This is a genomic window from Pseudoxanthomonas japonensis, assembly GCF_010093445.1.
GTDB lineage: Bacteria > Pseudomonadota > Gammaproteobacteria > Xanthomonadales > Xanthomonadaceae > Pseudoxanthomonas_A > Pseudoxanthomonas_A japonensis.
Genome location: NZ_PDWW01000008.1, coordinates 1 through 23010 on the forward strand (window position 1 = coordinate 1; position 23010 = coordinate 23010).

Below are 23010 nucleotides of genomic sequence, written 5' to 3' on the forward strand. Positions count from 1 at the left end.
ATCGGTATGCCTGGCATGTTGAAGGCGATCGCGGCCTGAGAATCGCGATGCCATCAACCAGACAAACGTAGGTCGAGCATCGGCAAAGCGCCAGCGATCTGCCGTCGGACGTTTTTACACAGCCTCGACCAGAAGCGGACGTCACTCTTGCCACTACTGGCCGTACCAAGTTATAGGATTTGGCCAGAGGTGGTCAGGAGTTTCAGCGCTTCGTCCATTCCTGTAGAGGAAATCTAGCATCGTGCAGCATTGCGCTAGATCATCTGCGACTGGCCACGTTGAAGAACGGTCGAACAAGTGCACTACGCCCAAATAGAAACAATTACTTACTGAAACTCGACATTTCCACGGTGGACACCCCGAGCGCATGCGCGGGATCATATGGCGGATGGACGCCGAGACCCACCGGGACAATGCGCGGGCTCGCAACGCCAAAGCGAAAGTTTCGCAGGGATGCGTCAAGGTCGTTGTCGTGGAGCTTGCAGACTGGCAGGCCGGCCACTTCGGCGGCCGAGCCGGCTAAGAGCCCGCTCCTTCCTGTCCTGTTCACCGTGACAGCCAAGCCGTCACAAATGCTTACTTGTTGAGCCCCACATACTTGACCGTCGACCAAGGTGCGGCACCCACAAGGCTGACGACGTGCGCGTGTGTGGCATTGTTCGTTTTCTCGCCAAGTCTACCGATAAGCTCGGCCGCTTCGCGTACGTCCTTCTTCCACACTTTATTAGCGTGCTGGACTCTATGTGCGATGGACCCGCGCAACTCAATCAACTGCTCAAGAGCGGCTATGCACTTGGTATTGGATCGACCCTTCCAGTACCAATTCTTGGACATCTGACTTAAGCCGATTGTTTTCAAGAATAAATCATCTACTTGAGCCGGCTTGGGAGTGTTGAGCTTACCTGTCGTAGTTGAGAGAACCTCGCTAAAGTTGTCTCTGAGGGCCTGACGCCATCCATCGCCAGCAAGTTTCCAAGAATTAAGTCCCTGATTCTTGTTGGCGACTCTCTCAAGCACGTTGTTCGGAAAGACGTTGTGACGTCCTCCAGCTTCAATCATGAAAGACAATGCGGAGCTAGCGGTGTCCTCGACATACGCCTCCCAGCTGGCGACCACCAAAATGATCGCGCTTTTATTGAGAACCTCGACACCGACTTTTCTGCCTGGACCACTTCCAGCTGCTTTTTCATGAATCTTCAAAAGTGTGAGGCTTTCTTTGATATTGGCAACCAACGACGCCAGATGTGGCGCGTGCTTAGAAGACGGTTGACTCTTCCTTCTAGTAGCCATTCATTACCTCATTGAAGACGGAACGCTCTTGGATCAATTGCAGGCATCCCACACGGATTGATCGAAAGCACGAGAGCCAGCGAATGTACGGTTGTTACCCATCCGCTTGTAGTGAGCATCACGTCGGTCGCGTGCGGATTGGTACGAGGTGGTGACGCTAGGAATCGAAGCGCCGGATGCCCTGCGACCACCGGTGCCGATACCAACCGAGACAGGCTGCTGCGCGGCATTTCGCTGCCGGACCTCGCGCCGGTCACGTTGGATAGACGCCTCGGCGGCTTGGCGCCTGTAGTGATCGTCACACGTATAGTCGCGCGGCTGCGTATCCCAGCGCTTCTCAGCGTCCGGACACGGCTGTGACTGGTAGACCGCCCCACCCTTCGCATCACGGCACTTGTAAATCGACTGAGCCGACGCCGGCACCGAGGCCAGCACGGCCGCGAGAAAGATCCATTTCATTGCGCACCCCTACGCTTCCGTGGCCGAGGATAGCGCCAAATCCGCCCAGGAGTGACGAAACGGGCCCGGTGTCGGTCTTGCTGGCCTTAGCCGCGTAATCGATCGTGACGCCTGAGCGATCGGCGCTGCCTGCTTCACTTGCTACGCTCGTGCTTTCGGTCGACGAACCACACGTGGATGGAGTGACAAGGACCCTCCAGATTGGCACCGCGCCCTCTCCCGGGCGGCTCGTCAGCTCTCCACCCGGTTGCGTCCAGCATGCTTTGCCCGGTACAGGGCCTCGTCCGCCGCGATCAGTACGGTGGCCACGTCCTCACCCGCCCTGCCCTGTGCCACCCCCACGCTGATGGTCATCATGCCGGTGGCCGAATCCTGGTGCGGAATGGACAGTCGCCTTGCCGCTTCGCAGACGGCGATGCCCAGGGACGTGGCGTCAGGGCATGTCGCCGTCGGCACTATCAGGAGAAATTCCTCGCCTCCCGATCGGGCCAGACAGCCAGGGGAGTCATCCAGCAATCCGGATACGGCGCCCGCCAGTCGGCGCAGCGCGGTATCGCCCGCGGCGTGACCGTACCGGTCGTTGTAGGCCTTGAAGTGATCGACATCGAACGCGATCGCCGTGATGGGCTCGAACAGTTCTCCACGATCATCGCTCCACGAAGACAGGCGTTTCTGGAGGCCCCTGCGATTGAGGCACCCTGTCAGGGCATCCGTCTGGTTCAGTCGATCCAGCGCCTCGACCGCGGCCTGCAACTCCGCTGTCCTGGCGGCCACTTCCGATTCGGTCTGCTGCAACGAGTCCTGCAGGGAAAGCGCGAGGTTCCGCTGTTCCTGCAACGATGCCTGCAGGTCGGTGTTGGTGCTTTCCAGTCGCTGCGAAAGATCCCTGATGGCCCGGCCAAGCGGCTGGAATTCATCGGGCAGCGACGCGATGCGTGAGATGGTGTTCCCGCCATCGGCCGCCAATCCTCCCAGCGACTCGACGAGCCTCTTCAGTGCGGCGTTGAACCGCCGCATCTGCCACCGGTAGGCGAACCACACGCCCAGCAACACCAGCGTCATGATCCCGAAAGACGTCAATGCCCTGCGGTAAAGGAAACTCCAGAGTTCCGTTTCGGGAGCAAAGACGATGAGCGTCCAACCGGACTCCAGCCTTGCCTGCGACATCCAGGCACCCCGCCCGTCGCGCATGACATCGCTCATGAAGACGGCAGGCGTCGAACGCCGTCCAGACACGGGGTCCTCGAATGCCACGCGATCGCCGGCGTCCTGGAGGAACGCATACGGAATACCGTCGGACGCGTGGATGACCCGGTGGCTGCGATCCACGATGAGCAGTTCCATGCCACGTCGCTGGATCGCCGAGGTGCGTGTCGAGACGAAGGCACTGACCGGAATCGATCCCTCGACGACACCCATGAATCTGCCGTCCGCCATCAGGGGCGCGGAGACCGCGACCAGCGCGTCGTTCCCGAGGCGACGGCCCACGAAGGCATCGGACACGTAGGGCCGGTGCGAGCGCTGCGGCACGCGGAAGTATTCCCTGTCCCTGACGCCTGACGACGGCGCGTTGGCCGGTGGTTCCGGCGACGTGGCCAGGACGGTGCCATTCCCGTCGGCGACCAGCGCACTGATGAAGTGCGGATAGCGTTCACGCAGTTCGCCCAGGCGCGCCCGCCAGCCGTCCGCCTTCACCACGGTTCCAAGGTCAGCGAGCAGTGCCACGCTGGACAGCTTCGCCTGCACGAACTCGTCGACGGCGGCGCCGCTCAACGCGGCCGTCACCTCGACGCGATCGCGAAGATATTGGGTCTGGCTGCGGTACGCCGCCACCTGGTCCGCGAGTCCCAGGCCCACGGCGGGCAATACCGCGGCCAGGATGACGGCGCGGGTGAACTTGCGTTGCAGAGAGGGAGGAGGCGCTGCGTCGGGGACAGTGTCCGCCATGGTCAAGCCTTGCAGGGGTGGGATCCCGCTCGCTGGGATTATCGGCCAAGAGATCCTTACATTGAGCCCGGCGCATGCCACGAAGGCAGTGACGGGATGGGCACCACCGGGCCGGCTCAATCCACGCTGAGCCGGCCCGCATGGCTGTAGACGACATGCCGTCTGCGCCGGAGGAATCCCACCAGTGTCAGGCCGCACCCTTCCGCCAGGTCCACGGCCAGTGCGGTAGGCGCCGAGATCGCAGCCAGCAGCGGCATGCCGGCTGTCGCCGCTTTCGCCACCATCTCGTAGCTCGCGCGACTGGTGACCAGGACGAAGCCCGATGCCGCGTCGATGCCTTCGTGCAGCATCGCGCCGATCAGCTTGTCCAGCGCGTTGTGGCGGCCCACGTCCTCGCGGATCAGCATCAGCGTGCCGTCAGGCCTTGCCCAGGCGGCGGCGTGGATGGCGCCGGTGGCCGCGTTCAACGGTTGACGCGCTTCGAGTTGCGCCAGTGCGACGGCCAGCGCCGACGTCGCGATGGCACTTCCCTGCCCCACCGCGTCCGGTTGCCTGACCACGTCTTCCAGCGACCGGTTGCCGCAGATGCCGCAGCCGCTGCGTCCCGGCAGCCAGCGTTCCGGACGCGCCGCGAGCGGCTCGCGAGTCTCCAGATCGATCCGGATGCCCTCCAGCAGTGCCTGCACCGTTACGGATACCAGGGTGTCGCCGGACACGCCGAGTTCGGTCAGTGCGAAACCACGCGCGAAGTCCTCCAGGTCGCACGGCGAGCCCATCATCACCGCCAAGGGCTCGCCGTTGGCGTGGATGGCAAGCGGCACTTCTTCGGCCAGCAGGTCCTGGCGCGAGGTGGCCACGCCGCCGGTGAGATCGACGACCCCGCGACGCGCCACGCCTTCGGTGCGGTCAACCGGCATGCGGATCCGGCACGGACAGCTTGCGTACCCGCACCGGGACCGACTTGTAGGCGGGCGTGCCGGACTGCGGATCGTGGCTGTCCAGCGGCACCAGCCGGTTGCCTTCCGGGTAATACATGGCAGCCGATCCACGCGGCAGGTCGTACTCGACGGCGATGAAGCCCGACACCGTGCGTGTCGCCGCCTGCTCGCGCGACATGCACGATTCCACGTCGATGCGGTCGCCCTGCTGCAAGCCGCGCGCCTGCATGTCGTGGCGGTTCATGAACACCACGTCGCGCCGGCCACTGACGCCGCGGTAGCGGTCGTCGAAGCCGTAGATGGTGGTGTTGTACTGGTCGTGCGAGCGGAGGGTGGTGAGCGTCAGCAGATCGTCGCGGTCCTCGCGCGGATCCTCGTCCAGGCCGGGCGCCACCAGGAAGCGGGCCTTTCCGGCAGGACCCCAGTCGCGTTCGGACGCAGCGACGTACAGCCGGAAACCGCCGGGTTCGCGCACGCGACGGTTGAAGTCCCCGAACATGGGGAACACGGCCTCGATGTCGTCGCGGATGCGGTCGTAGTCGGCGACCAGGCCGTCCCAGTCCACCTTCGTCTCCGGCAACGTCGCTTTCGCGATGCCGGCGACGATGGCGGGTTCGGACAGCAGGTGTTCCGAGGCAGGCGTCAGGCCGCCCTGCGAGGCGTGCACCATCGACATCGAGTCCTCCACCGTCACCGACTGCAGTCCGCTGGCCTGCACGTCGCGCTCGGTGCGGCCCAGGCACGGCAGCAGGAAGGCCTGCTTCGCCGGGATCAGGTGCGAGCGGTTCAACTTGGTGGCGATATGCACGGCCAGGTCGAGCGTGCGCATCGCGGGGATCGTCGTCTCCGGGTCCGGCATCGCCACGGCGAGGTTGCCGCCCATGCAGACCAGTGCGCGCGAGCGGCCGTCGCGGATCGCACGCACGGCTTCCACCGCATCGTGGCCATGCGTCAGCGGGAACTCGAAGCCATAGCGTTGCCTGATGGCATCGACCAGCGCCTGCGTCGGCTTCTCGGTGATGCCGACGGTGCGGTCGCCCTGCACGTTGGAGTGGCCGCGGATGGGCGCGATGCCGGCGCCGGGCTTGCCGATGTTTCCGCGCAGCAGCAGCAGATTGGCCATCTGCTGCACGTTCTGGGTGCCGCGCCGGTGCTGGGTCATGCCCATGCCGTAGCAGAGGATCACGCGCTCCGCTTTCGCATACAGGGCGGCGGCCGCGGCGATGTCCTCGTACGACAGGCCGGAATGCTCGACGACCTCCTCCCACGTCGTGCGCGCCAGGTCGTCGCGCAGCGCGTCCAGGCCCTCGGTGTGTTCGGCAATGAAGGCATGATCGAGCACGCCGGCGCCACCGGCGGAGAGATCGTCCGCATCCGCCTGCAGCAGCCACTTCATCATGCCCTTCAGCAGCGCGAGGTCGCCGCCGATCTTCACCTGGTAGTAGGTCTGCGCGATCGGCGTGGCGGTGTTGGTCAGCATCTCCGACGGGTGCTGCGGCGAGGTGAAGCGCTCCAGTCCGCGTTCGCGCAGCGGATTGACCGCCACGATGGGCACGCCGCGCTTCGATATGTCGCGCAGCGTGGTCAGCATACGCGGATGGTTGGTGCCCGGGTTGTGGCCGAAGCTGAAGAGCGCATCGCACTGCGCGAAGTCGTCCAGCGTCACCGTGCCCTTGCCAACGCCGAGGGATTCCGGCAGGCCGACGCTGGTCGCCTCGTGGCACATGTTGGAGCAGTCGGGGAAGTTGTTGGTGCCGTACTCGCGCACCATCAGCTGGTAGAGGAAGGCGGCTTCGTTCGACGTGCGGCCGGACGTGTAGAACTCCGCCATGTCCGGATGCGGCAGTGCGCGCAGCGCCTCGCCGATGCGGGCGAACGCATCCTCCCAGCTGATCGGTACGTAGCGGTCCGCACCGGCGTCGTACACCAGCGGATGCGTCAGGCGACCTTCGTCCTCCAGCGCGTGGTCGCTCCACTCCCACAGTTCGGAGAGGGTGTGGCCCGCGAAGAATCCGGGCGTCGCCCGCCTGCCGGTCGCTTCCCACGACACCGCCTTGGCGCCGTTCTCGCAAAATTCGAACGACGAGGTGTGCTTGGGATCAGGCCAGGCGCAGCCGGGACAGTCGAAGCCGGTCGGCTGGTTGACGCGGCGCAGCGCCGACGTCTCGCGGCCGACGGCCATCTGGCTTTTCACGGCCCGTGCGACCGCGGCAAGTGCGCCCCAGCCACCGGCCGCGCCCTCGTACTCGTCGATGCCCGGAACCTTGCGCTCAGTCATCGGACTATCCCGTCATTGCGTGCGGTTGCAGATATCGCGGCAGGATACCCGAAGGCCTCCCGCAGCATGCGTGCGATGCGCCTGCGGCCACGTGTGAACCGCCCGCTCAGCATCGGATTGATAGCATGTGTGGCCTCGCTCCCAGGAAACACCTCCCGCCCCGTGCTCCGCATCGTGCTTCCCATCACCGCCCTGCTCGCCAGCGTCGCCCTGCTGCTGGGCGGCAACGGATTGCTGGGCACGCTGCTGGCGATGCGCAGCCAGGCCGAGGGATGGGGCGAACGGACGACCGGGCTGGTGATGTCGGGCTATTTCGTCGGCTTCTTCCTCGGCACGTTCACGGCACCGCCGTTGATACGCCGCGTCGGCCATATCCGCGCGTTCGCCTTCCATGCCGCACTGGCTGCCGCTGCCGTGCTGGTCTATCCGCTGTGGATGGAGCCGGTAGGCTGGATGCTGCTGCGCGTGGTGACCGGCATGGCGCTGGTAGGCCTGTGCACGGTGATCGAGAGCTGGCTGAATGCGCAGGCGGCGCCGGAGCATCGCAGCCGCGTGTTCGGCGTATACATGGTGGTGTCGCTGCTGGCGCTGGCCGCGGGCCAGTTGCTGCTGGACCTGCAGCCGCCGCGCAGCGCGGTGCTGTTCAGCGTGGTGGCGATCCTGTTCGCGCTGGCGATCCTGCCGGTCAGCGCCACCCGCCTGGTGCCGCCGGTGATGACCGTGGCGCCGAAGATCCATCTGCTGCAGATCTGCCGCGCCGCGCCGAGCGCCGCGGCGGGTGCCGTACTCGCCGGACTGGCGCTGGGTGCGTTCTGGGGCATGGGCGCGGTGTACGCCGCGTCGCTGGGCCTCGACCGGTCGGGTATCGGCACGTTCATGGCGGTCACCATCGTCGGCGGCGCCGCGTTGCAGTTGCCGATTGGCCGCCTCTCGGACCGCGGCGACCGACGCAGCACGCTGGCGCTGGTCGCCGCGGCGGGTGCTGCCACCGCGTTGCTCGCGCTGCGTTTCGATGCGCAGGCGCATGCGCTGTTCTTCCTGTTCGGTGGACTGGCGTTCGCGCTGTATCCGCTGGCGGTGGCGCACCTGCTGGATCGCCTGCCCGCGGAACAGTTGCTCGCCGGTTGCAGTGCGTTGCTGCTGCTCAACGGCATCGGTGCCGCCATCGGCCCTGCGGTGGCGGGTGCATTGATGCAGTGGTCGGGGCCCTCGGCGCTGCCGCTGTTCTTTGCCGGCACGCTGGGTGTGCTGGCGGTGGTGGCGGGCGGCCGGCGCCTGTTCAAGGTGCGGGAACTGCTGCATGCGGGCAGGTTCCATCCGATGCTGCGCACCACCCCGGCCGCGCTGGAGATGCTGCCCGAGATTCCCGATGCGCCCGAGGCCGGGTCGCACGATTCACGCGTGAATTGATCCCGATCAATGCGGCAGGACATGGCGCGCCCTAGCCTGTGCGCATGGGCATCGTCTCCCCTTCTCCTCTCTTCGACGCGGACCTGCTTCGGCGCTACGACACGCCGGGGCCGCGCTACACCTCCTATCCGACGGCGCCCCAGTTCAGCGCGCGGTTCGGTGCCGAGCAGCTGCGCACCCATGCCGCCGCCACCAACCGTCAGGACCACGCCCGTCCGCTGTCGCTGTACGTGCACGTGCCGTTCTGCACCAGCCCCTGCTTCTACTGCGGCTGCAACCGGGTGATCACGCGCGACAAGGCACGCGGCGAGCTCTATCTCGACTACCTGTACCGCGAGATCGCGCGGATGGCGCCGCTGTTCGACAGCGGACGCCCGGTGGTGCAGCTGCACTTCGGTGGCGGCACGCCGAATTTCCTGACCCCGGCGCAGATCGCGGACTGCGTGGCGGAGCTGCGCAGCCAGTTCAGTTTCGCCACCGACGGCAGCATGGACTTCTCCATCGAGCTGGATCCGCGCTTCGTCACGCCAGCGGACATCGGCGAACTGGCGCGCGTCGGTTTCAACCGCGCCAGCCTGGGCGTGCAGGACTTCGACCCGGACGTACAGAAAGCCGTCAACCGCGTGCAGGGCGTGGACGAGACGCTTGCGATCGTCGCCGCGTGCCGGGAGCACGGCATGCGCTCGGTCAACATCGACCTGATCTATGGCCTGCCGAAGCAGACGCGCGACGGGTTCGAGCGCACGCTGGACATCGTGATCGAAGCGCGCCCGGACCGCATCGCGGTGTACAGCTATGCGCATCTGCCGCAGCTGTTCAAGCCGCAGCAACGCATCGCCGCGGAAGACCTGCCGACGCCGGAGGAAAAGCTTGCGCTATTGCAGTGCGCGATAGAGCGCCTGGTCGCGGCGGGCTACGTCTACATCGGCATGGACCACTTCGCCCTGCCCGAGGACGAACTGGCGCGTGCGCAGGAGCGTGGCGACCTGCATCGGAACTTCATGGGCTACACGACGCATGCGGAGAGCGACCTGCTCGGATTCGGCGTCAGCGCCATCAGCCACATCGGCGACAGTTTCAGCCAGAACCCGCGCGACATCCCCAGTTGGGAACGCGCCATCGACGATGGGCGCCTGCCGGTCTGGCGCGGCATGCCACTGGACCGCGACGACGTGCTGCGGGCCGACGTGATCCAGGAACTCATGTGCCATGGTCGACTGGACTATGCGCGGATCGGAAAGCGGTTCGACATCGAGTTCCGGGAGTACTTCGCCGACGCCCTGCCCCGGCTGCAGGCGCTGGCCGAGGATGGCCTGCTCACCTTCAACCGCGTCGGTTTCCAGGCCACGCCGAAGGGCCGCCTGCTGTTGCGGGTGATCGCCATGTGCTTCGACCGTTACCTGCCCGCGACGCCTGCGCCGGACGCCCCGGACGCACCGCGGTTCTCGCGGACCGTCTGAACGGCGCCGTCAGCGGCAGGCGTCGTTGACGCGGTCGTCGAGCTTCCGGCTCGTCGCGAAGTCGCGTTTCAGGCCCAGTCGGGCGTAGGCCTGGTCGCGCGCCTTCTTCGCCCGCTCGCAGGCGGAAGGATCGCGATGCAGGGAGATCACCGCACCCCTGCGAGCGCCTTGTCCGCGCCGCGGTCCGGTGCGGGCCGAGCGCACCGGGCGACGTGCCGTCTCCGCTTCGCGTGTCGCCGGGCGGGAGGCCGGCGTGGCCGTTGTTGCAGCAGGCCCGGCCGGGTAGTCGCGCACCCACTCCGTGCGTTGTTCCGGCGCGCATGCCGTGGCCTGGTAGTACGACCGGCCATCGGTACCGCGACACTTGTGGACGGCGTTGCCACTCCCCGCGGCCACGCACGGCACCAGCAGGGAACCCAGCAGCAGGACGTACCGGGCGCAGGACGGAACTCGGGACATGACAGGCTCCAGCAAGGAAGTCGCCTGAGGATCCGGTACGGACTGGCACGCCTGCGATCGGCGCACGTCCCGATGGGCTGTCGGACTTCGCCGTACCTTCACCGCTCCATCACTGCGGCACATGCATGAAGGACGCTTCTTTGCTGGCGGAACGCACATGGCATCGGTCTATCTGTATCTCAACGCCGCGGTCTACCTGCTGCTGGCCGCGTGGTGCGCGGTGGCGCCGGCACGCACCGCGGCCGCGGTGGGCTACACCTCGCTGAGCCGCTCCGGGCAGACCGAATACCTGACCATCTACGCGGGACTCCAGTTCGGCCTGGCATTCCTGTTCGCGTGGTTCGCCTGGAGCCAGCAGATGCGTACGGGGCTGGTGCTGGCCCTCGCGCTTTACCTTCCGATCGTCCTCTTCCGCAGCATAGGCCTGCTGCGCTGGTGGCCGGTGGAAACCGCCACGCTGGTGCTGGCCGCCGTCGAGTGGCTGATGCTGTTGGCCGGCCTGTGGCTGTGGTGGCAGGGCCGGCCCGGGTGACGCGCCGTCAGAAGTTGATCGGCACGCGCGCAGTGAACGTCATGTCCGGCGTATCGCGGGTAATGCCTACGCCGAGTGCGACGTTGAGCGACATGCGGTCGCTGAAGCGGTAGGTGCCACCCAGCAGCAGCGTGCCCAGGGTGGTACGCACGGCGCCCGCGACTTCCTCGCCGTTCTGCCTGGTCTTGTCGACGATGCTGGTGTCGTAGCCGATGCTGATGGCCGCCTTCTCGTTGAGTGCCAGGCCCATGCCGAGGTTGAAGCCGAGGATGTCGCCGGCCTTGATGTCGCCGAGGAACTCGGTCTGGCCGCCCAGCACGCGCCGCGACACGTCGCTGCGCTTGACGTTGTGCAGGTAGCTGAGGCTGCCGAAGAACACGACCGGATCGGACGGATACAGCCAGGTGATGCCCGGCTGGATCGCGTTGAACCCGCTGCCGGTGGGCAAGTCCAGCGGCAGGCCGGTGCCCGTGGTGTTGGCGACGCAGCGCGTCACGCAGTCGGTGGTCACGTCGAACAGGTCGCGACCCGTGCGGCTCTTGTAGCGCAGCCAGGCGATGTAGAACGGCTTGTCGGCGCCGCCGCGGTTGAGCTGGTAGCGGCCGGTCAGTTCCACGTCGCCCAGGCCGCTGCCGCGCGCGTTGAACACGCGGTCCTGCGCGGAGCCGGTGAAGATCTCGCGGCTTACGGTATCGCTGTGGATGTAGACGTAAGGCAGCTTGGCTTCGACTTCCATGCGCCGGCTGACGCCGTAGCGTCCGGTCAGCGTGGCGACCGCGGTGGTGGTCTTGACCTGGCGCACGTCGATCAGGCCAATCAGGATCGCCGGAATGATGGTGTAGCCCACCAGTGCCACCCGGTCGTTCGCCGAGTAGCCGTACTGGATGGCCGGTTCCACCACCAGCTTGCCCTTGGGCGTCAGCACGCCGGGCTGGTCGAAGATCTGTGCCACCTCCGGCGGCCGTGAATCGCTCTCCGGCGCCTGCCCCACGCGCTGTGGTGCCTGTCCATCACCGGCGGTGGCCGGCGCGGTCTGCGCCTGCGTGCCCTGCGGACTGCGCGCCGGCGTGCCGGCCTGCGCCACCTGCATGCCGGTGTCCTGGGCCGGCACGACGTCGCCCGTCGCCGGTGTGGAAGCGGAATCGGAGGCCGGTGCGGGACCGACGACGAGGTAGGTCGGCGAACCCGCAGGCGCATCGCGGAACGTCGGCGCCTGGTTCAACGACGGCACGATGACCGGCGCAGGCGCGCCACGCGCACGCGCGTTGGCCAGGATCTCGTCGTTCAACGCGTTCTGCAGGCTGAAGATCTGCTGTTCTTGCGCCTGCATCAGCTCGCGCATCTGCTGCAGGCGCTGGGTCTGTTCGTTGAGCTGGCGCTGCAGAGCATCCAACCGCGCGTCGGCGGTGATCTCGTAGGGCTGGGTCGGAACCGGGGGTGCCTGTGTCGCCGGCAGCGGGACGTCCTGCGCCCTCGCCTGCCCGGCCTGCACGCCCAGTCCGACCGCCAGCGCCAGCGGTGCGACCTCGATCAGAGACGTCCCTTTCATGATGTTCCCCTTGTCGTGTGCGATGGTCGCGGTGGACGGCGCGAGACGCGCGTCAGGGCCCGCCGGGCGCGCGGATCAGCGCGTCGGTGAGCGCGCCGCTCGCATTGAGGTTCTGGTATGCCCCCAGCGTGTCGACGCCGACGTCGATGCGGGTGACGGTGCGGATGTCCTGCCCGTCGAGGGTGTTCTGGATGACCAGCCCACCGGCGACCTGGGCGGGATCGAAGCGGTTGCCGTCGCCGATCTGCACGACGAGTCCCCGATTGAAGTCGGCCAGCGCCTGCGCCTGTTCCGGTGTGATGCGCGCCACGTCCGGGACCTGCACCGCGATGCGCGCGGTCAGTTCGCCATTGAGGAAGACGACGCGTTCGATGCCGAACGACAGCATCATGCCGGTCGGCATCTGGAAGCCGCCGCGCATCTGCGCCAGCCGTGCCGGATCCACCGGCTGCCAGTCGCTGCCGAGGTCGCCGCCGTGCCCACGCGCGCCGAGCGGTGCCAGCAGGATGGCGAACAGGAGTGCCATGCGTCGTGGCGCGCGTCGTTTTCCGTCCATGTCAGATGTCTCCCGGACCGCGCCTGGGCACGGTGATGTTGCGCAGGCCATCGCGCTGGATTCCCATGTCGAGCGGCGCCGGAGGTGCGGTCTTCCAGTCGCTGGCCTGGTTGAAGCGCGCGCGTTCGCGCCGGTTGTGCACCACGAACATCACCCGGTTGTCCCACAGTGTCTCGAAGCGCGAACGCGGCATCGCGCGCGTGCCGCGGGCCGGATCGCCCAGCAGCACGCGGCCGTCGCGCAGGCCTTTCACCACCACGAAGTGCCGGTAGCCGCGGTCGTTGAGCAGCACGATGGCGGGCACGTTCTCTTCCTGCAGCTTGTCGAGGGGCAGTTCGAAACCGTCGGCTTCGTAGCCCTTCGAGCGCAGGTAGCGCCGCATGTCCAGCAGCGAGAACCCTTCCTTGCGGATGCGTGCCTGGTCGCCGTTGTTGTACATCTGCACGAACACGTCGACCTCGCTGACCGGATGGCCGTACTGGTGCGTCAGCAACGTCGCGGTGGCCGCCGAGCCGCAGCTGAAGTCGTACTGCTGAGGCAGCGTGGTCTTGAAGCGGGCTTCCTTGAGGCTGGTCAGCCGCACGCTGTAGGCGCCGCCGGGCACGCGCAGGTCGCTGGTCGCGGCCGACGCGCCGCCCAACCCGGCGAACGCGCAGGCCAGCGCGGCGTAGACGGGCCAACGCCAGCGTCGCGTGCCGGGTTTCATTGCGGGCCGCCGACGAAATCGACGGTCACGATCATCGCGTTCTGGATCAGCACGTTGCTGCCGGTGTTCTGGATCACCGTGTTGATGCCGCTGGCGTTGTTGAATGCGCCGTCGGCGATGCTGTTCGACCCGCTGGTGATGTGGTGGGCGGTGTTGTCGTCGACAGAACCGTCGACATCGATCAGGTTCTCCGTCTGGCTCGCGTCGCCCCCGCGCATCGCCGACAGCCGCCCCATCGCGACGGGATGCCCGAGCTCGCTGATGGCGGCAACGGGCACGTCCGGCGCCGGCATGGCGACGGCGAGGCGTGGCGCGTCGACCGGTATGGCGGCGTCCTGCGCCGCTGCGCCGAACACGACGGCGAACATTCCCCAGGTGGCGAAGCGCAGCCTGGCCTGCTGGTGCGTAAGCATGGTCGGTCTCCCTCGACATGCGTCCGCCGCGCAGCCGTGCGGTGTCCCGCGTCCTGCAGGACACCGTCGCCCACGCGGAACGTCCCGGTCGTGAAGCCGGGACGTCTGCGGAGCGCTTATGGGCCTACGGTCAGGTTCGCCTGGACGGTGATGCCCTGCTGGATCAGCGAGGCCATACCGCTGTTCTGCGCGGCCACCATGATGCCGGCGGCGGACTGGCCGACGCTCGACATGGTGTTGGACATGTCGAACGCACCGGCATCGACCGCGACGGAACCGCCTGCGCCACCGGCACCGCCGGTCGCGCCGTTGCCGACGCCGCCATTGCCGTCGCCGCCCATGCCGTCGCCGCCGTTGCCCACGCCGCCTGCGCCGCCGGTCGCACCGACCGCGCCACTGGCACCGTTGCCGGCCGTGGCATCGCCATTGCTCGCGCTGGACGAGGCGCTGCCGTTGCTGGCATCGCCATTGCTGGCATCGCCGCCGTTACCGCCATTGCCAGCCGTCGCGGTCACGCTGCCACCCGCACCGCCCCAGCCGTTGCCGGCACCGCCGGTCGCGGTCGCGTCCCCGCCCGTGCCGGAACCTGCGCCGCCGGTCCCGGAACCTTCACCACCGGAGCCCGTGCCGTCGCCGGAGGTGCCTGCACCTGCCGTGGCGGTGCTCGCCCCGCCGGTCGCGGTGGCATCACCGGACGTACCGGCTCCACCCGTTGCCGTGCCGTCACCGCTGGTGCCATCGCCGGCGCCGCGTTCGCGCACGTTGCCGCTGCCTGCGCCGGCATCGCCACCCGATGCGCCTGCCATCGCGCCACTGTCGCCGCTGACGCTGCCGGCGTCGCCGCCGGACGCCCCGCTGGCGCCGTCGCCGTCACCGCCCCAGCCACCGGCATCGCCACCGCGGCCACGACCGTTGCCGGCGGTCGCGTTGCCGTCCGCGCCCCAGCCGCTGCCGTTGCCGCCGTTCGCGCCGCCGGTATCGTTGGCGTTGCCGCCGCGCCCGCCGTTGCCCGCGGTCGCATCGCCGATGCTGGCGCTGCCGTTGGACGAATCGCCCGCGGTCGCATCGCCGATGCTGGCGCTGCCGCCGCTGCCGCCGTCGCCGCCGGCTCCACCGTTGCCACCGTCGCCGCCACTGCCGCTGCCGCCACCGGCTTCGCCGCCATAGCCGTCGCCGCCGTGGCCGGCACCGCCGCGACCACCGCTTCCGCCATTGGCATTGCCCCAGTTCTGGGCGACGTTGCCGATGTCGTGCACGGTCACGCCGGACACCGAACCGATCAGCTTGGTCTCGGCCACCGCCTTGCTCTGGTTGAACGAGTTGGAGAAGGTCGAAGTCGCCGTGCTGCCGTTGTTCGCGGCCGTGGAGCCGTAGCCTTCCGCAGTCGCGTGTCCGCGGTTGTCGCGGTTGTCGCCATCGTAGGAACGGTTGTCGCTGTTGTCCGAACTGTCGGAATTGTCCGAGTTGTCGCTGTTGTTGGAGTTGTCGGTGTTGGTGCTGTTGTTGCTCATATCCGCAGCGAGATTGACCAGGATGTCATCGCCGGTCCCGTTCTCGGTGTTGGTCTGCTGGGCGAAGGCCTGTCCCGTCATGCCGAGCGCCAGCAGTACCGCTGACGCGATCAGAGTCTTGCGTGTGCACATGTTGAGTCTCCTTGTGGCCGCTCCGGAGCCCAGGGGAAGCCCCTAAAAAGCGACGCGGGTCACACTTGCACACGATTCGTTAGCGCGTTCCGGCACGCAGGTTAAAAATTCATTAGCGCCATGACCGTCCGTCCGCAGGTAATCGGGACTGTCACAAGGCGATTGCCGCGAAGGCAGGAAGGCCCGGACATCGTCCCGGGACAGGCTCACCAGGCCGGAGGACGGATCGCCCCTGCGGTGCGCGCGCCCAGCCAGACCAGCAGAAGGCCCAGTACCAGCGTCACGGCAAGATAGCCGAGGGCGGCAACCTGCCGCTCCGACCGCGCCAACATCAGGCACTCGAGCATCAGCGCCGAATAGGTGGTCAGCGCACCCAGCACGCCGACGATGAGGAAGGCGCGCCAGTAAAGCGCCGAGGGTCCGCGTCCTTCGAGCCAGAGGGCGAGGAAGCCGACGGCGAACGAACCGATCATGTTCACCGCGAACGTGCCCCACGGAAATCCGCTGCCCAGCTGCCGCAGCAGCAGGCCGCCCAGCCAGAACCGTGCCGCAGCCCCTAACGCGCCGCCCGCCATCACCAGCATCAGCTGTTGCCACCACGTCCAGGTCTGCACCGGCATGCGTCGTATCCCGTCGAAAGGCTCAGTCGCCGTGACCGGCCTGCTTGCGCGCCAGCCTGCGCGCCTCGCGCAGCCTGTCGAGTTTTTCCTTCAGCTTGATTTCCAGCCCACGATCGACCGGCGCGTAGTACACACGCTCGCCCATCGCCTCCGGGAACGCGGTCTGGTCCAGCGCGATGCCGCCCTCCGCATCGTGGTCGTACTGGTAGCCGGTGCCGTAGCCCAGCGACTTCATCAACTTGGTCGGTGCGTTGCGCAGATGCATCGGCACATCCTGCGTGCCGTACTCGCGTACGTCCGCCTTGGCGGCATTGAAGGCCATGTAACCCGCGTTGGACTTGGCGGTGCTCGCCAGGTAGATCACCAACTGCGCCAGCGCCAGGTCGCCCTCCGGGCTGCCGAGGCGGTCGTAGGTGTCCCAGGCATCGATTGCCATCTGCAGGGCGCGCGGATCGGCCAGGCCGATGTCCTCCACCGCCATCCGCGTCATCCGCCGTGCGAGATAGGCCGGGTCGCAGCCGCCATCCAGCATGCGCGCGAGCCAGTACACGGCGCCGTCGGGATTGGAGCTGCGCACCGACTTGTGCAGGGCCGAGATCTGGTCGTAGAACTGTTCGCCGCCCTTGTCGAAGCGGCGCGTGCGGTCCGCCAGCACCTGCGCCAGCGTCTGCGGCGTGATGCGGCCACCTTCGTCGGCCGCCAGTTCCGCCGCGATTTCCAGCAACGTCAGCCCGCGACGCACATCGCCGTCGGCGGCGGTGGCGATTTCCAGCAGTGCTTCGTCATCGACCGTCACCGCCAGATCGCCGAGTCCACGCTCGGCATCCGATAGCGCCAGCCGCAATGCATGCCGGATATCGTCCGGCGACACCGCTTCCATCACGTGCACGCGACAGCGCGACAGCAACGCGGAGTTGAGCTCGAACGATGGGTTTTCGGTCGTCGCGCCGACGAAGATGATCGTCCCGCGTTCGATATGCGGCAGGAAGGCATCCTGCTGCGCCTTGTTGAAACGGTGCACCTCGTCGACGAACAGCACCGTGCGGCGACCACCTGCGAACCGCTGCGCGGCCTCGGCCAGCACCTGGCGCACCTCGGGCAGGCCGGACAGCACGGCCGAGATCGCCTTGAATTCGGCATCGGCATAGCGCGCCAGCAGCAGCGAGAGCGTGGTCTTGCCGCACCCCGGCGGACCCCACAGGATCATCGAATGTACGTGGCCGGATTCCACCGCGCGCCGCAGCGCGCTGCCCGGCGCCAGCAGGCGCCGTTGCCCGACCATCTCGTCCAGGGTGCGCGGCCGCATGCGCTCGGCCAACGGCCGCAGAGCGTCGGTGTCCATGCTCAGCAGGTCGACCTGCGGTTCAAGAGGGGTACGTGTCCTGGCCACGCTTCATTGTAACGTCGCGGCCCTTCGGGTCCCGCCCCCGCTTACCGGTCAGGGACCGCCGACGACATCCACGCCCTTCGCGGGCGCGTACTTGAAGGTGCCGCCAGCGAACGCCGGGTTGCGCTTCCAGCCGCTGAAGCTGATTTCGGTACGCTGACCGACGGCGTCCTTCACTTCCATCTTCACCAGCGTGCCGCCCGAGAAGGCGAGCCGCGCGGTCTGGAAGCTGGCATCGCCTTCCTGCTTCGGCGTCAGGGTGAGCCACTGCACGCCACCCTGCCCCGCCGCTTCAGCCACCTTGAACTGCTGGTCCAGCTTGCCCGGATCGATCAGGGCCGCGAGCGGGCTGTTCTCTTCTTCGATGCCCTGCTCGCGAACGGTGGCCTGCTGCAGGTCCGGGTCGTATACCCACACCTGCTTGCCGTCGGCGACGATCAACTGCTCGTACGGCTTGTTGTACTCCCAGCGGAACAGGCGCGGCGCCGACAACGCAACGCGACCGTTCGAGGTCTCCTTGAGCTTGCCGCCACCGTCGTAGACCTTCTGGGTGAACTGGCCATCCAGCCCCTTCAGGCCGGTGGTGAAGGTCTTCAGTTCGTCACGCGCACCGGCAAAGGCGCTGGTGGCGAGCAAGGCGATGGCGAGGACGGCGTAGCGTGCGGTGCGGAGCATGGTGCGTTCCGGAGGAAGGACGTTGGGCGGAGTGTGGCCGGGCGAAACTGAACGGGGGGTGGGCGTCCGCCGCTTGTGGGAGCGACGTCATCCGCGATTGAGTCCCGACGACGTGCCATCGCGACTGACGTCGCTCCCACGACCAGCCTCCCCTGCGCCGGATCAGCGTGGCGGAGGCGGCGCCAGGACCTGGCGGTCGCCGTTGTGTTCGGGCGGACTGACCACGCCGGCGGCTTCCATCGCCTCGATCAGGCGTGCCGCACGGTTGTAGCCGATCTTCAGGCGACGCTGCACGCCGGAGATCGAGGCGCGCCGGCTCTCGGTGACGATCTTCACCGCCTCGTCGTACAGCGGATCGGACTCGTCGCCGCCACCGCCCCCGGATTCCGGCAGGCCGGTCGGACCGACGACGATGCCGTCGCCCATCGTCTGGATCTCTTCCAGCACGCCCTCGATGTAGTCGGCGCTGCCGCTGGCCTTCAGGTGTTCGACCACGCGGTGTACTTCTTCGTCGCTGACGAAGGCGCCGTGGATGCGCTCCGGCATCGCGGTGCCCGGCGGCAGGTACAGCATGTCGCCGTGGCCGAGCAGCGTTTCCGCGCCGGACTGGTCGAGGATGGTGCGCGAGTCGATCTTGGAGCTGACCTGGAAGGCGATGCGGGTCGGGATGTTCGCCTTGATCAGGCCGGTGATGACGTCCACGGAGGGACGCTGGGTGGCCAGGATCAGGTGGATGCCGGCGGCGCGCGCCTTCTGCGCCAGTCGGGCGATCAGTTCTTCGACCTTCTTGCCGACGATCATCATCATGTCGGCGAATTCGTCGATGAAGATGACGATGAACGGCATCGGCTCCAGCGGACGCGGCGCTTCGGCCAGGTCGGGGTTCGGCTTGAACAGCGGATCCATCAACGGCTGGCCCGCGTCCATCGCATCCTTGACCTTCTTGTTGAAGCCGGCCAGGTTACGCACGCCCACCGCGCTCATCAGCTTGTAGCGGCGCTCCATCTCCGCCACGCACCAGCGCAGGCCGTTGGCGGCCTCCTTCATGTCGGTGACCACCGGCGCCAGCAGGTGCGGGATGCCCTGGTAGACGCTGAGTTCCAGCATCTTAGGGTCGATCATCAGCATGCGCAGGTCTTTCGGCGACGCCTTGTACAGCAGGCTCAGCACCATCGCGTTGACCGCCACCGACTTGCCCGAGCCGGTGGTGCCGGCGACCAGCAGGTGCGGCATGCGCGCCAGGTCGGCCACGGTCGGACGACCGGCGATGTCCTTGCCCAGTGCCAGTGTCAGGACGCTGCCGGACTTGTCGTATTCCTTCGAGCGCAACAGCTCGGACAGGAAGATCATCTCGCGGCTGGTGTTCGGGATTTCCAGGCCGATCACCGACTTGCCCGGGATCACGTCGACCACGCGCACCGACTTCACCGACAGGCCGCGGGCGATGTCCTTGTCCAGCGAACTGATCTGGCTGACCTTCACGCCGGGTGCGGGCTCCATCTCGAACCGGGTGATGACCGGACCCGGATAGGCACCGACCACCTGCGCGTCGATGCGGAAGTCCTTGAGCTTGAACTCGATCTGCCGCGACAGCGTTTCCAGTGTCTCTTCCGAATAGCCCTTGGTCTGCGGCTTCGGATCGTCCAGCAGCGACAAGGGCGGCAGACCGGATTCGTCGCCGCCGGTGCCGTGGAACAGCGGGATCTGCTGCTCACGCTTGGCGCGTTCGCTCTTCTCGATCACGGCCGGTGCGGGAGGCTCGATCTTCACCGGTTCGCGCTTGGCACGCGCCACGGCATCGGTCTTGCGGACGATCTCGCGTTCCTCGCGCATCGCGCGCGTCTGCTGCCACTCGTTGGCCTGCTGGCTGCCACGGCGGAACAGGTCCGGCAGCATCAGCACGTACTTGCCGATGCGCTCCATCACCGCGAACCACGACAGACCGGTCGCCAGCGTCACCGAGGTCAGGAACAGCACGAGCAGGAACAGGTTGCCGCCCAGCCCGCCGAACAGCTTCAGCAGCGACTTGCCGACCAGCGTGCCGAGGATGCCACCCGCGCCGGCGGAGAAATGCTCGGCCGGCACGCCACGGAGATGCAGCAGGCCAGTGGCCGAGATCAGGAAGCCCACCATGCCGATGAGGCGCAGCGCAGGTCCGAGGTCGGCTTCGCCATCGCCGTCGGTATCCATGCCGAACAGCGCGATCCACGCGACCGCGCCCAGGATGACCGGCAGCAGGAACGCCACGTAGCCGAACAGCCACAGCAGCAGGTCAGCTAGATACGCACCTGCCAGCCCGCCCATGTTGTGGACCGATGCGGTCAGGCTGCCCGACTGCGACCAGCTGGGATCGCTCGACGAAAAGGTGAAGAGACTCGCCAGCAGATACAGCAGCAGCGGCGCGATCGCGATCAGCGCGAGATCGCGCCACAGGCGCTGCCGGCGCGGATTCGGCGGCGACGCCTGCTTGCGCGACGCCGCATTACCACCCTTGGATTTGCCGTTGTCCGGGAGCTGCTTCGCCACCTTTGGACCAGACCTTAGGAAATTTCTGTTAGTGATTGATAGTAAACGAATCGTGTGCGCCGCAACAGCAGGACCTTTGGGCCAGGGCCAACGATTGGCGGACGCCGGATAGCAAAAACGCCGCGCAGTCGCGCAGCGTCTTCGTTTGATCGGTCCCGGCCCCGTTCTGCATCACCGCTTTCCATCTGCGCGCCTTGATTCGCCGGATACGCAACGCCACTCTATGTGCCTGCGGACGATGCGGAAGCGCGTCGTTGCCTGCCCGATCACCACCTTTTCGCGAGTATACATGAGCACTTCGAAGCACTGCCGCCTGTTGATCCTCGGCTCCGGCCCCGCCGGCTGGACCGCGGCCGTCTATGCCGCCCGCGCCAACCTCAAGCCTGTCGTGGTCACCGGCCTGCAGCAGGGTGGTCAGTTGATGACCACCACCGAAGTCGACAACTGGCCCGGCGACGCGCACGGCCTGATGGGCCCGGATCTCATGGCGCGCATGCAGGAGCACGCCGAGCGCTTCGAAACCGAGGTGATCTTCGACCATGTCCACACGGCCGACCTGTCCAAGCGTCCGTTCAAGCTGATCGGCGACAGCGGCGAGTACACCACCGACGCGCTGATCATCGCCACCGGCGCCACCGCCAAGTACCTGGGCCTGGAGTCCGAGGAGAAGTTCAAGGGCCGCGGCGTGTCGGCCTGCGCGACCTGTGACGGCTTCTTCTACCGCGACCAGGACGTGGCGGTGATCGGCGGCGGCAACACGGCCGTGGAAGAAGCCCTGTACCTGTCCAACATCGCCCGCAAGGTCTACCTGGTGCATCGCCGCGACACCTTGCGCGCCGAGAAGATCATGCAGGACAAGCTGTTCGCCAAGATCCAGGCCGGCAAGATCGAGCCGGTGTGGCACCACACCGTCGACGAGGTGCTGGGCAATGATGCGGGTGTCACCGGCATCCGGGTGAAGTCGGTGCAGGACGGCAGCACGCGTGACATCGACGTGCACGGCTTCTTCGTCGCCATCGGCCATACCCCGAACACTGGTCTGTTCGAGGGCCAGCTGGACATGAGCAACGGCTACCTGAAGATCCGTTCCGGTATCGAGGGCAATGCCACTGCCACCACGATTCCCGGCGTATTCGCAGCCGGCGACGTGACCGACCAGCACTACCGCCAGGCGATCACGTCGGCGGGCTTCGGTTGCATGGCAGCGCTCGATGCGGAACGTTTCCTGGACAAGGACGCCTGACCCGGAGGCAGGCATCCGCCTGGGATGGACAAGCTGCTGATCAAGCACTGCCTGTTCTACGGGAGTTGGCTGGTCTGGCCGTTCATCGCATGGCTGGTCTGGCGGCTGCGGAAGCGCCGTGGCCGCACGCTGGTCGTCCTTCTGCTGGCCGGCTGCCTGTTGTTCGCGTGGGCACGGTTTGTCGAACCGCAGCGCATCCGGGTGCAGGAGACCGTGCTGGCCGGCACCGGTGCGCAGGCGCGGCTGGTACTGATCAGTGACATCCATCTGGGTGTGTACAAGGACTCGGCCTATCTGCAGCGGCTGGTTGAGAGGATCAATGCGCTGCAGGCCGACGCCGTGGTGATCGCGGGCGACTTCACCTACGAACCCCAGGGGCATTCGCTTGCCCGGCTGTTCGCCCCGTTGTCGGCGCTGCGCATGCCCGCCTACGCAGTGTTGGGGAACCATGACCAGCAGGCGCCCGGTCCCGATGTCGATGCCGAACTGCGGGCTGCATTGGCGAAGCACGGTGTCCGCGTGATCGAAGGTGAGGTCGTCGCGGTGCGTGGATTCCGCCTCGCCGGCCTCGGCGACCGCTGGGCCGGTCGGGACGATCCGGGCGTCCTGACGTCCAACCCTTCGTCGCTCCCCACCCTCGTGCTGACCCACAACCCGGACAGTGCGATCGACCTCGCCCCGGACATCGCGACGCTGGTGCTGGCGGGCCATACGCATGGCGGCCAGATCCGCATTCCGTGGCTGTACCGCTACGCGATTCCCAGCCGGCATGGCTTCGATCGCGGCGAACAGTTCCTGGCGACGCCGCGCGGACCCGTGCGTGTCTACACCACGGTCGGTACGGGCGAAGTCGGCCTGCCCATGCGCTTGTTCAATCCCCCCACCGTCGACGTGCTGGACCTGCGTCCGTAGCATCGGT

Annotated in this window: 20 protein-coding genes; 5 read left to right on the forward strand and 15 right to left on the reverse strand. The window is 66.9% G+C overall.

Annotated elements, in window-relative coordinates:
* Window positions 1–576: 576 nt before the first annotated feature.
* The 5 genes from CSC78_RS07700 to CSC78_RS07720 all read right to left on the reverse strand — a co-directional run bounded on the left by CSC78_RS07700 (window position 577) and on the right by CSC78_RS07720 (window position 6912).
* Complete coding sequence (locus CSC78_RS07700) at window positions 577–1233, reverse strand: HEPN domain-containing protein (protein ID WP_162337329.1); 657 nt, start codon at window positions 1231–1233, stop codon at window positions 577–579.
* Window positions 1234–1323: 90 nt separating this feature from the next.
* Complete coding sequence (locus CSC78_RS07705; protein WP_162337330.1) at window positions 1324–1749, reverse strand: DUF4124 domain-containing protein; 426 nt, start codon at window positions 1747–1749, stop codon at window positions 1324–1326.
* Between the two features lie 231 nt (window positions 1750–1980).
* The gene (locus tag CSC78_RS07710) at window positions 1981–3696 is read right to left on the reverse strand and encodes a sensor domain-containing diguanylate cyclase (protein WP_162337331.1); all 1716 of its coding nucleotides are present in this window, start codon (window positions 3694–3696) and stop codon (window positions 1981–1983) included.
* Window positions 3697–3812: 116 nt separating this feature from the next.
* Complete coding sequence (gene fdhD / locus CSC78_RS07715; protein ID WP_162337332.1) at window positions 3813–4613, reverse strand: formate dehydrogenase accessory sulfurtransferase FdhD; 801 nt, start codon at window positions 4611–4613, stop codon at window positions 3813–3815.
* Entirely contained in the window at window positions 4603–6912 is a 2310-nt protein-coding gene (locus CSC78_RS07720; RefSeq protein WP_162337333.1) for an FdhF/YdeP family oxidoreductase, read from the reverse strand. Before CSC78_RS07720 ends, fdhD begins: the two co-directional genes overlap by 11 nt.
* A gap of 174 nt (window positions 6913–7086) precedes the next feature.
* On the opposite strand from CSC78_RS07720, the gene CSC78_RS07725 reads away from it, so the two are divergent.
* Both CSC78_RS07725 and hemN read left to right on the forward strand, forming a co-directional pair.
* Window positions 7087–8322, forward strand: a complete 1236-nt coding sequence (locus CSC78_RS07725) for an MFS transporter (protein WP_162337430.1) — start codon at window positions 7087–7089, stop codon at window positions 8320–8322.
* Between the two features lie 44 nt (window positions 8323–8366).
* The gene (hemN, locus tag CSC78_RS07730; RefSeq protein WP_202924143.1) at window positions 8367–9782 is read left to right on the forward strand and encodes an oxygen-independent coproporphyrinogen III oxidase; all 1416 of its coding nucleotides are present in this window, start codon (window positions 8367–8369) and stop codon (window positions 9780–9782) included.
* 9 nt (window positions 9783–9791) lie between these two features.
* On the opposite strand, the gene CSC78_RS07735 is transcribed toward hemN, so the two are convergent.
* On the reverse strand, window positions 9792–10241 hold the full coding sequence (locus CSC78_RS07735; protein ID WP_162337334.1) for a hypothetical protein: 450 nt from the start codon (window positions 10239–10241) through the stop codon (window positions 9792–9794).
* Window positions 10242–10398: 157 nt separating this feature from the next.
* Between CSC78_RS07735 and CSC78_RS07740 the strand changes: the two genes are divergently transcribed.
* The gene (locus CSC78_RS07740) at window positions 10399–10773 is read left to right on the forward strand and encodes a DUF4345 domain-containing protein (RefSeq protein ID WP_162337335.1); all 375 of its coding nucleotides are present in this window, start codon (window positions 10399–10401) and stop codon (window positions 10771–10773) included.
* A gap of 7 nt (window positions 10774–10780) precedes the next feature.
* On the opposite strand, the gene CSC78_RS07745 is transcribed toward CSC78_RS07740, so the two are convergent.
* From CSC78_RS07745 to CSC78_RS07785, 9 genes are all read right to left on the reverse strand, one after another.
* Window positions 10781–12322 (reverse strand): transporter, encoded by a 1542-nt coding sequence (locus CSC78_RS07745; RefSeq protein WP_238391197.1) that lies wholly within the window; start codon window positions 12320–12322, stop codon window positions 10781–10783.
* A gap of 52 nt (window positions 12323–12374) precedes the next feature.
* Window positions 12375–12848 carry a hypothetical protein gene (locus tag CSC78_RS07750; RefSeq protein WP_162337336.1) on the reverse strand — a complete coding sequence of 158 codons (474 nt, stop codon included), beginning with the start codon at window positions 12846–12848 and terminating at the stop codon, window positions 12375–12377.
* A 31-nt stretch (window positions 12849–12879) separates the two neighbouring features.
* Window positions 12880–13584, reverse strand: coding sequence for a C39 family peptidase (locus tag CSC78_RS07755; RefSeq protein ID WP_162337337.1), 705 nt, complete (start codon window positions 13582–13584; stop codon window positions 12880–12882).
* Window positions 13581–13997: a hypothetical protein gene (locus CSC78_RS18995; RefSeq protein WP_238391198.1), complete on the reverse strand. Its 417-nt coding sequence runs from the start codon at window positions 13995–13997 to the stop codon at window positions 13581–13583. Before CSC78_RS18995 ends, CSC78_RS07755 begins: the two co-directional genes overlap by 4 nt.
* Before the next feature lie 116 nt (window positions 13998–14113).
* Window positions 14114–15640 carry a hypothetical protein gene (locus CSC78_RS07765; protein WP_162337338.1) on the reverse strand — a complete coding sequence of 509 codons (1527 nt, stop codon included), beginning with the start codon at window positions 15638–15640 and terminating at the stop codon, window positions 14114–14116.
* 206 nt (window positions 15641–15846) lie between these two features.
* Complete coding sequence (gene crcB / locus CSC78_RS07770; RefSeq protein WP_379609293.1) at window positions 15847–16254, reverse strand: fluoride efflux transporter CrcB; 408 nt, start codon at window positions 16252–16254, stop codon at window positions 15847–15849.
* Window positions 16255–16282: 28 nt separating this feature from the next.
* A complete protein-coding gene (locus CSC78_RS07775) occupies window positions 16283–17602 on the reverse strand; it encodes a replication-associated recombination protein A (RefSeq protein WP_162337340.1) in 1320 nt (439 codons plus the stop codon).
* 96 nt (window positions 17603–17698) lie between these two features.
* The gene (gene lolA / locus CSC78_RS07780) at window positions 17699–18322 is read right to left on the reverse strand and encodes an outer membrane lipoprotein chaperone LolA (RefSeq protein WP_162337341.1); all 624 of its coding nucleotides are present in this window, start codon (window positions 18320–18322) and stop codon (window positions 17699–17701) included.
* Window positions 18323–18484: 162 nt separating this feature from the next.
* On the reverse strand, window positions 18485–20848 hold the full coding sequence (locus CSC78_RS07785) for a DNA translocase FtsK (RefSeq protein ID WP_162337342.1): 2364 nt from the start codon (window positions 20846–20848) through the stop codon (window positions 18485–18487).
* A gap of 289 nt (window positions 20849–21137) precedes the next feature.
* Between CSC78_RS07785 and trxB the strand changes: the two genes are divergently transcribed.
* Together trxB and CSC78_RS07795 are read left to right on the forward strand one after the other, a co-directional pair.
* Window positions 21138–22091 (forward strand): thioredoxin-disulfide reductase, encoded by a 954-nt coding sequence (gene trxB, locus CSC78_RS07790; RefSeq protein ID WP_162337343.1) that lies wholly within the window; start codon window positions 21138–21140, stop codon window positions 22089–22091.
* Window positions 22092–22115: 24 nt separating this feature from the next.
* A complete protein-coding gene (locus CSC78_RS07795; protein ID WP_162337344.1) occupies window positions 22116–23003 on the forward strand; it encodes a metallophosphoesterase in 888 nt (295 codons plus the stop codon).
* Window positions 23004–23010 lie beyond the last annotated feature (7 nt).

Bases quoted from the DNA above. Each gene is read 5' to 3' on its own strand.
- CSC78_RS07765 (WP_162337338.1), bottom strand. From the start codon at position 15,640: ATGTGCACACGCAAGACTCTGATCGCGTCAGCGGTACTGCTGGCGCTC.
- trxB (WP_162337343.1), top strand. From the start codon at position 21,138: ATGAGCACTTCGAAGCACTGCCGCCTGTTGATCCTCGGCTCCGGCCCC.
- CSC78_RS07720 (WP_162337333.1), bottom strand. From the start codon at position 6,912: ATGACTGAGCGCAAGGTTCCGGGCATCGACGAGTACGAGGGCGCGGCC.
- lolA (WP_162337341.1), bottom strand. From the start codon at position 18,322: ATGCTCCGCACCGCACGCTACGCCGTCCTCGCCATCGCCTTGCTCGCC.
- CSC78_RS07735 (WP_162337334.1), bottom strand. From the start codon at position 10,241: ATGTCCCGAGTTCCGTCCTGCGCCCGGTACGTCCTGCTGCTGGGTTCC.
- fdhD (WP_162337332.1), bottom strand. From the start codon at position 4,613: ATGCCGGTTGACCGCACCGAAGGCGTGGCGCGTCGCGGGGTCGTCGAT.
- CSC78_RS07745 (WP_238391197.1), bottom strand. From the start codon at position 12,322: ATGAAAGGGACGTCTCTGATCGAGGTCGCACCGCTGGCGCTGGCGGTC.
- CSC78_RS18995 (WP_238391198.1), bottom strand. From the start codon at position 13,997: ATGCTTACGCACCAGCAGGCCAGGCTGCGCTTCGCCACCTGGGGAATG.
- hemN (WP_202924143.1), top strand. From the start codon at position 8,367: ATGGGCATCGTCTCCCCTTCTCCTCTCTTCGACGCGGACCTGCTTCGG.
- CSC78_RS07710 (WP_162337331.1), bottom strand. From the start codon at position 3,696: ATGGCGGACACTGTCCCCGACGCAGCGCCTCCTCCCTCTCTGCAACGC.
- CSC78_RS07795 (WP_162337344.1), top strand. From the start codon at position 22,116: ATGGACAAGCTGCTGATCAAGCACTGCCTGTTCTACGGGAGTTGGCTG.
- CSC78_RS07755 (WP_162337337.1), bottom strand. From the start codon at position 13,584: ATGAAACCCGGCACGCGACGCTGGCGTTGGCCCGTCTACGCCGCGCTG.
- CSC78_RS07775 (WP_162337340.1), bottom strand. From the start codon at position 17,602: ATGGACACCGACGCTCTGCGGCCGTTGGCCGAGCGCATGCGGCCGCGC.
- CSC78_RS07750 (WP_162337336.1), bottom strand. From the start codon at position 12,848: ATGGCACTCCTGTTCGCCATCCTGCTGGCACCGCTCGGCGCGCGTGGG.
- CSC78_RS07740 (WP_162337335.1), top strand. From the start codon at position 10,399: ATGGCATCGGTCTATCTGTATCTCAACGCCGCGGTCTACCTGCTGCTG.
- CSC78_RS07705 (WP_162337330.1), bottom strand. From the start codon at position 1,749: ATGAAATGGATCTTTCTCGCGGCCGTGCTGGCCTCGGTGCCGGCGTCG.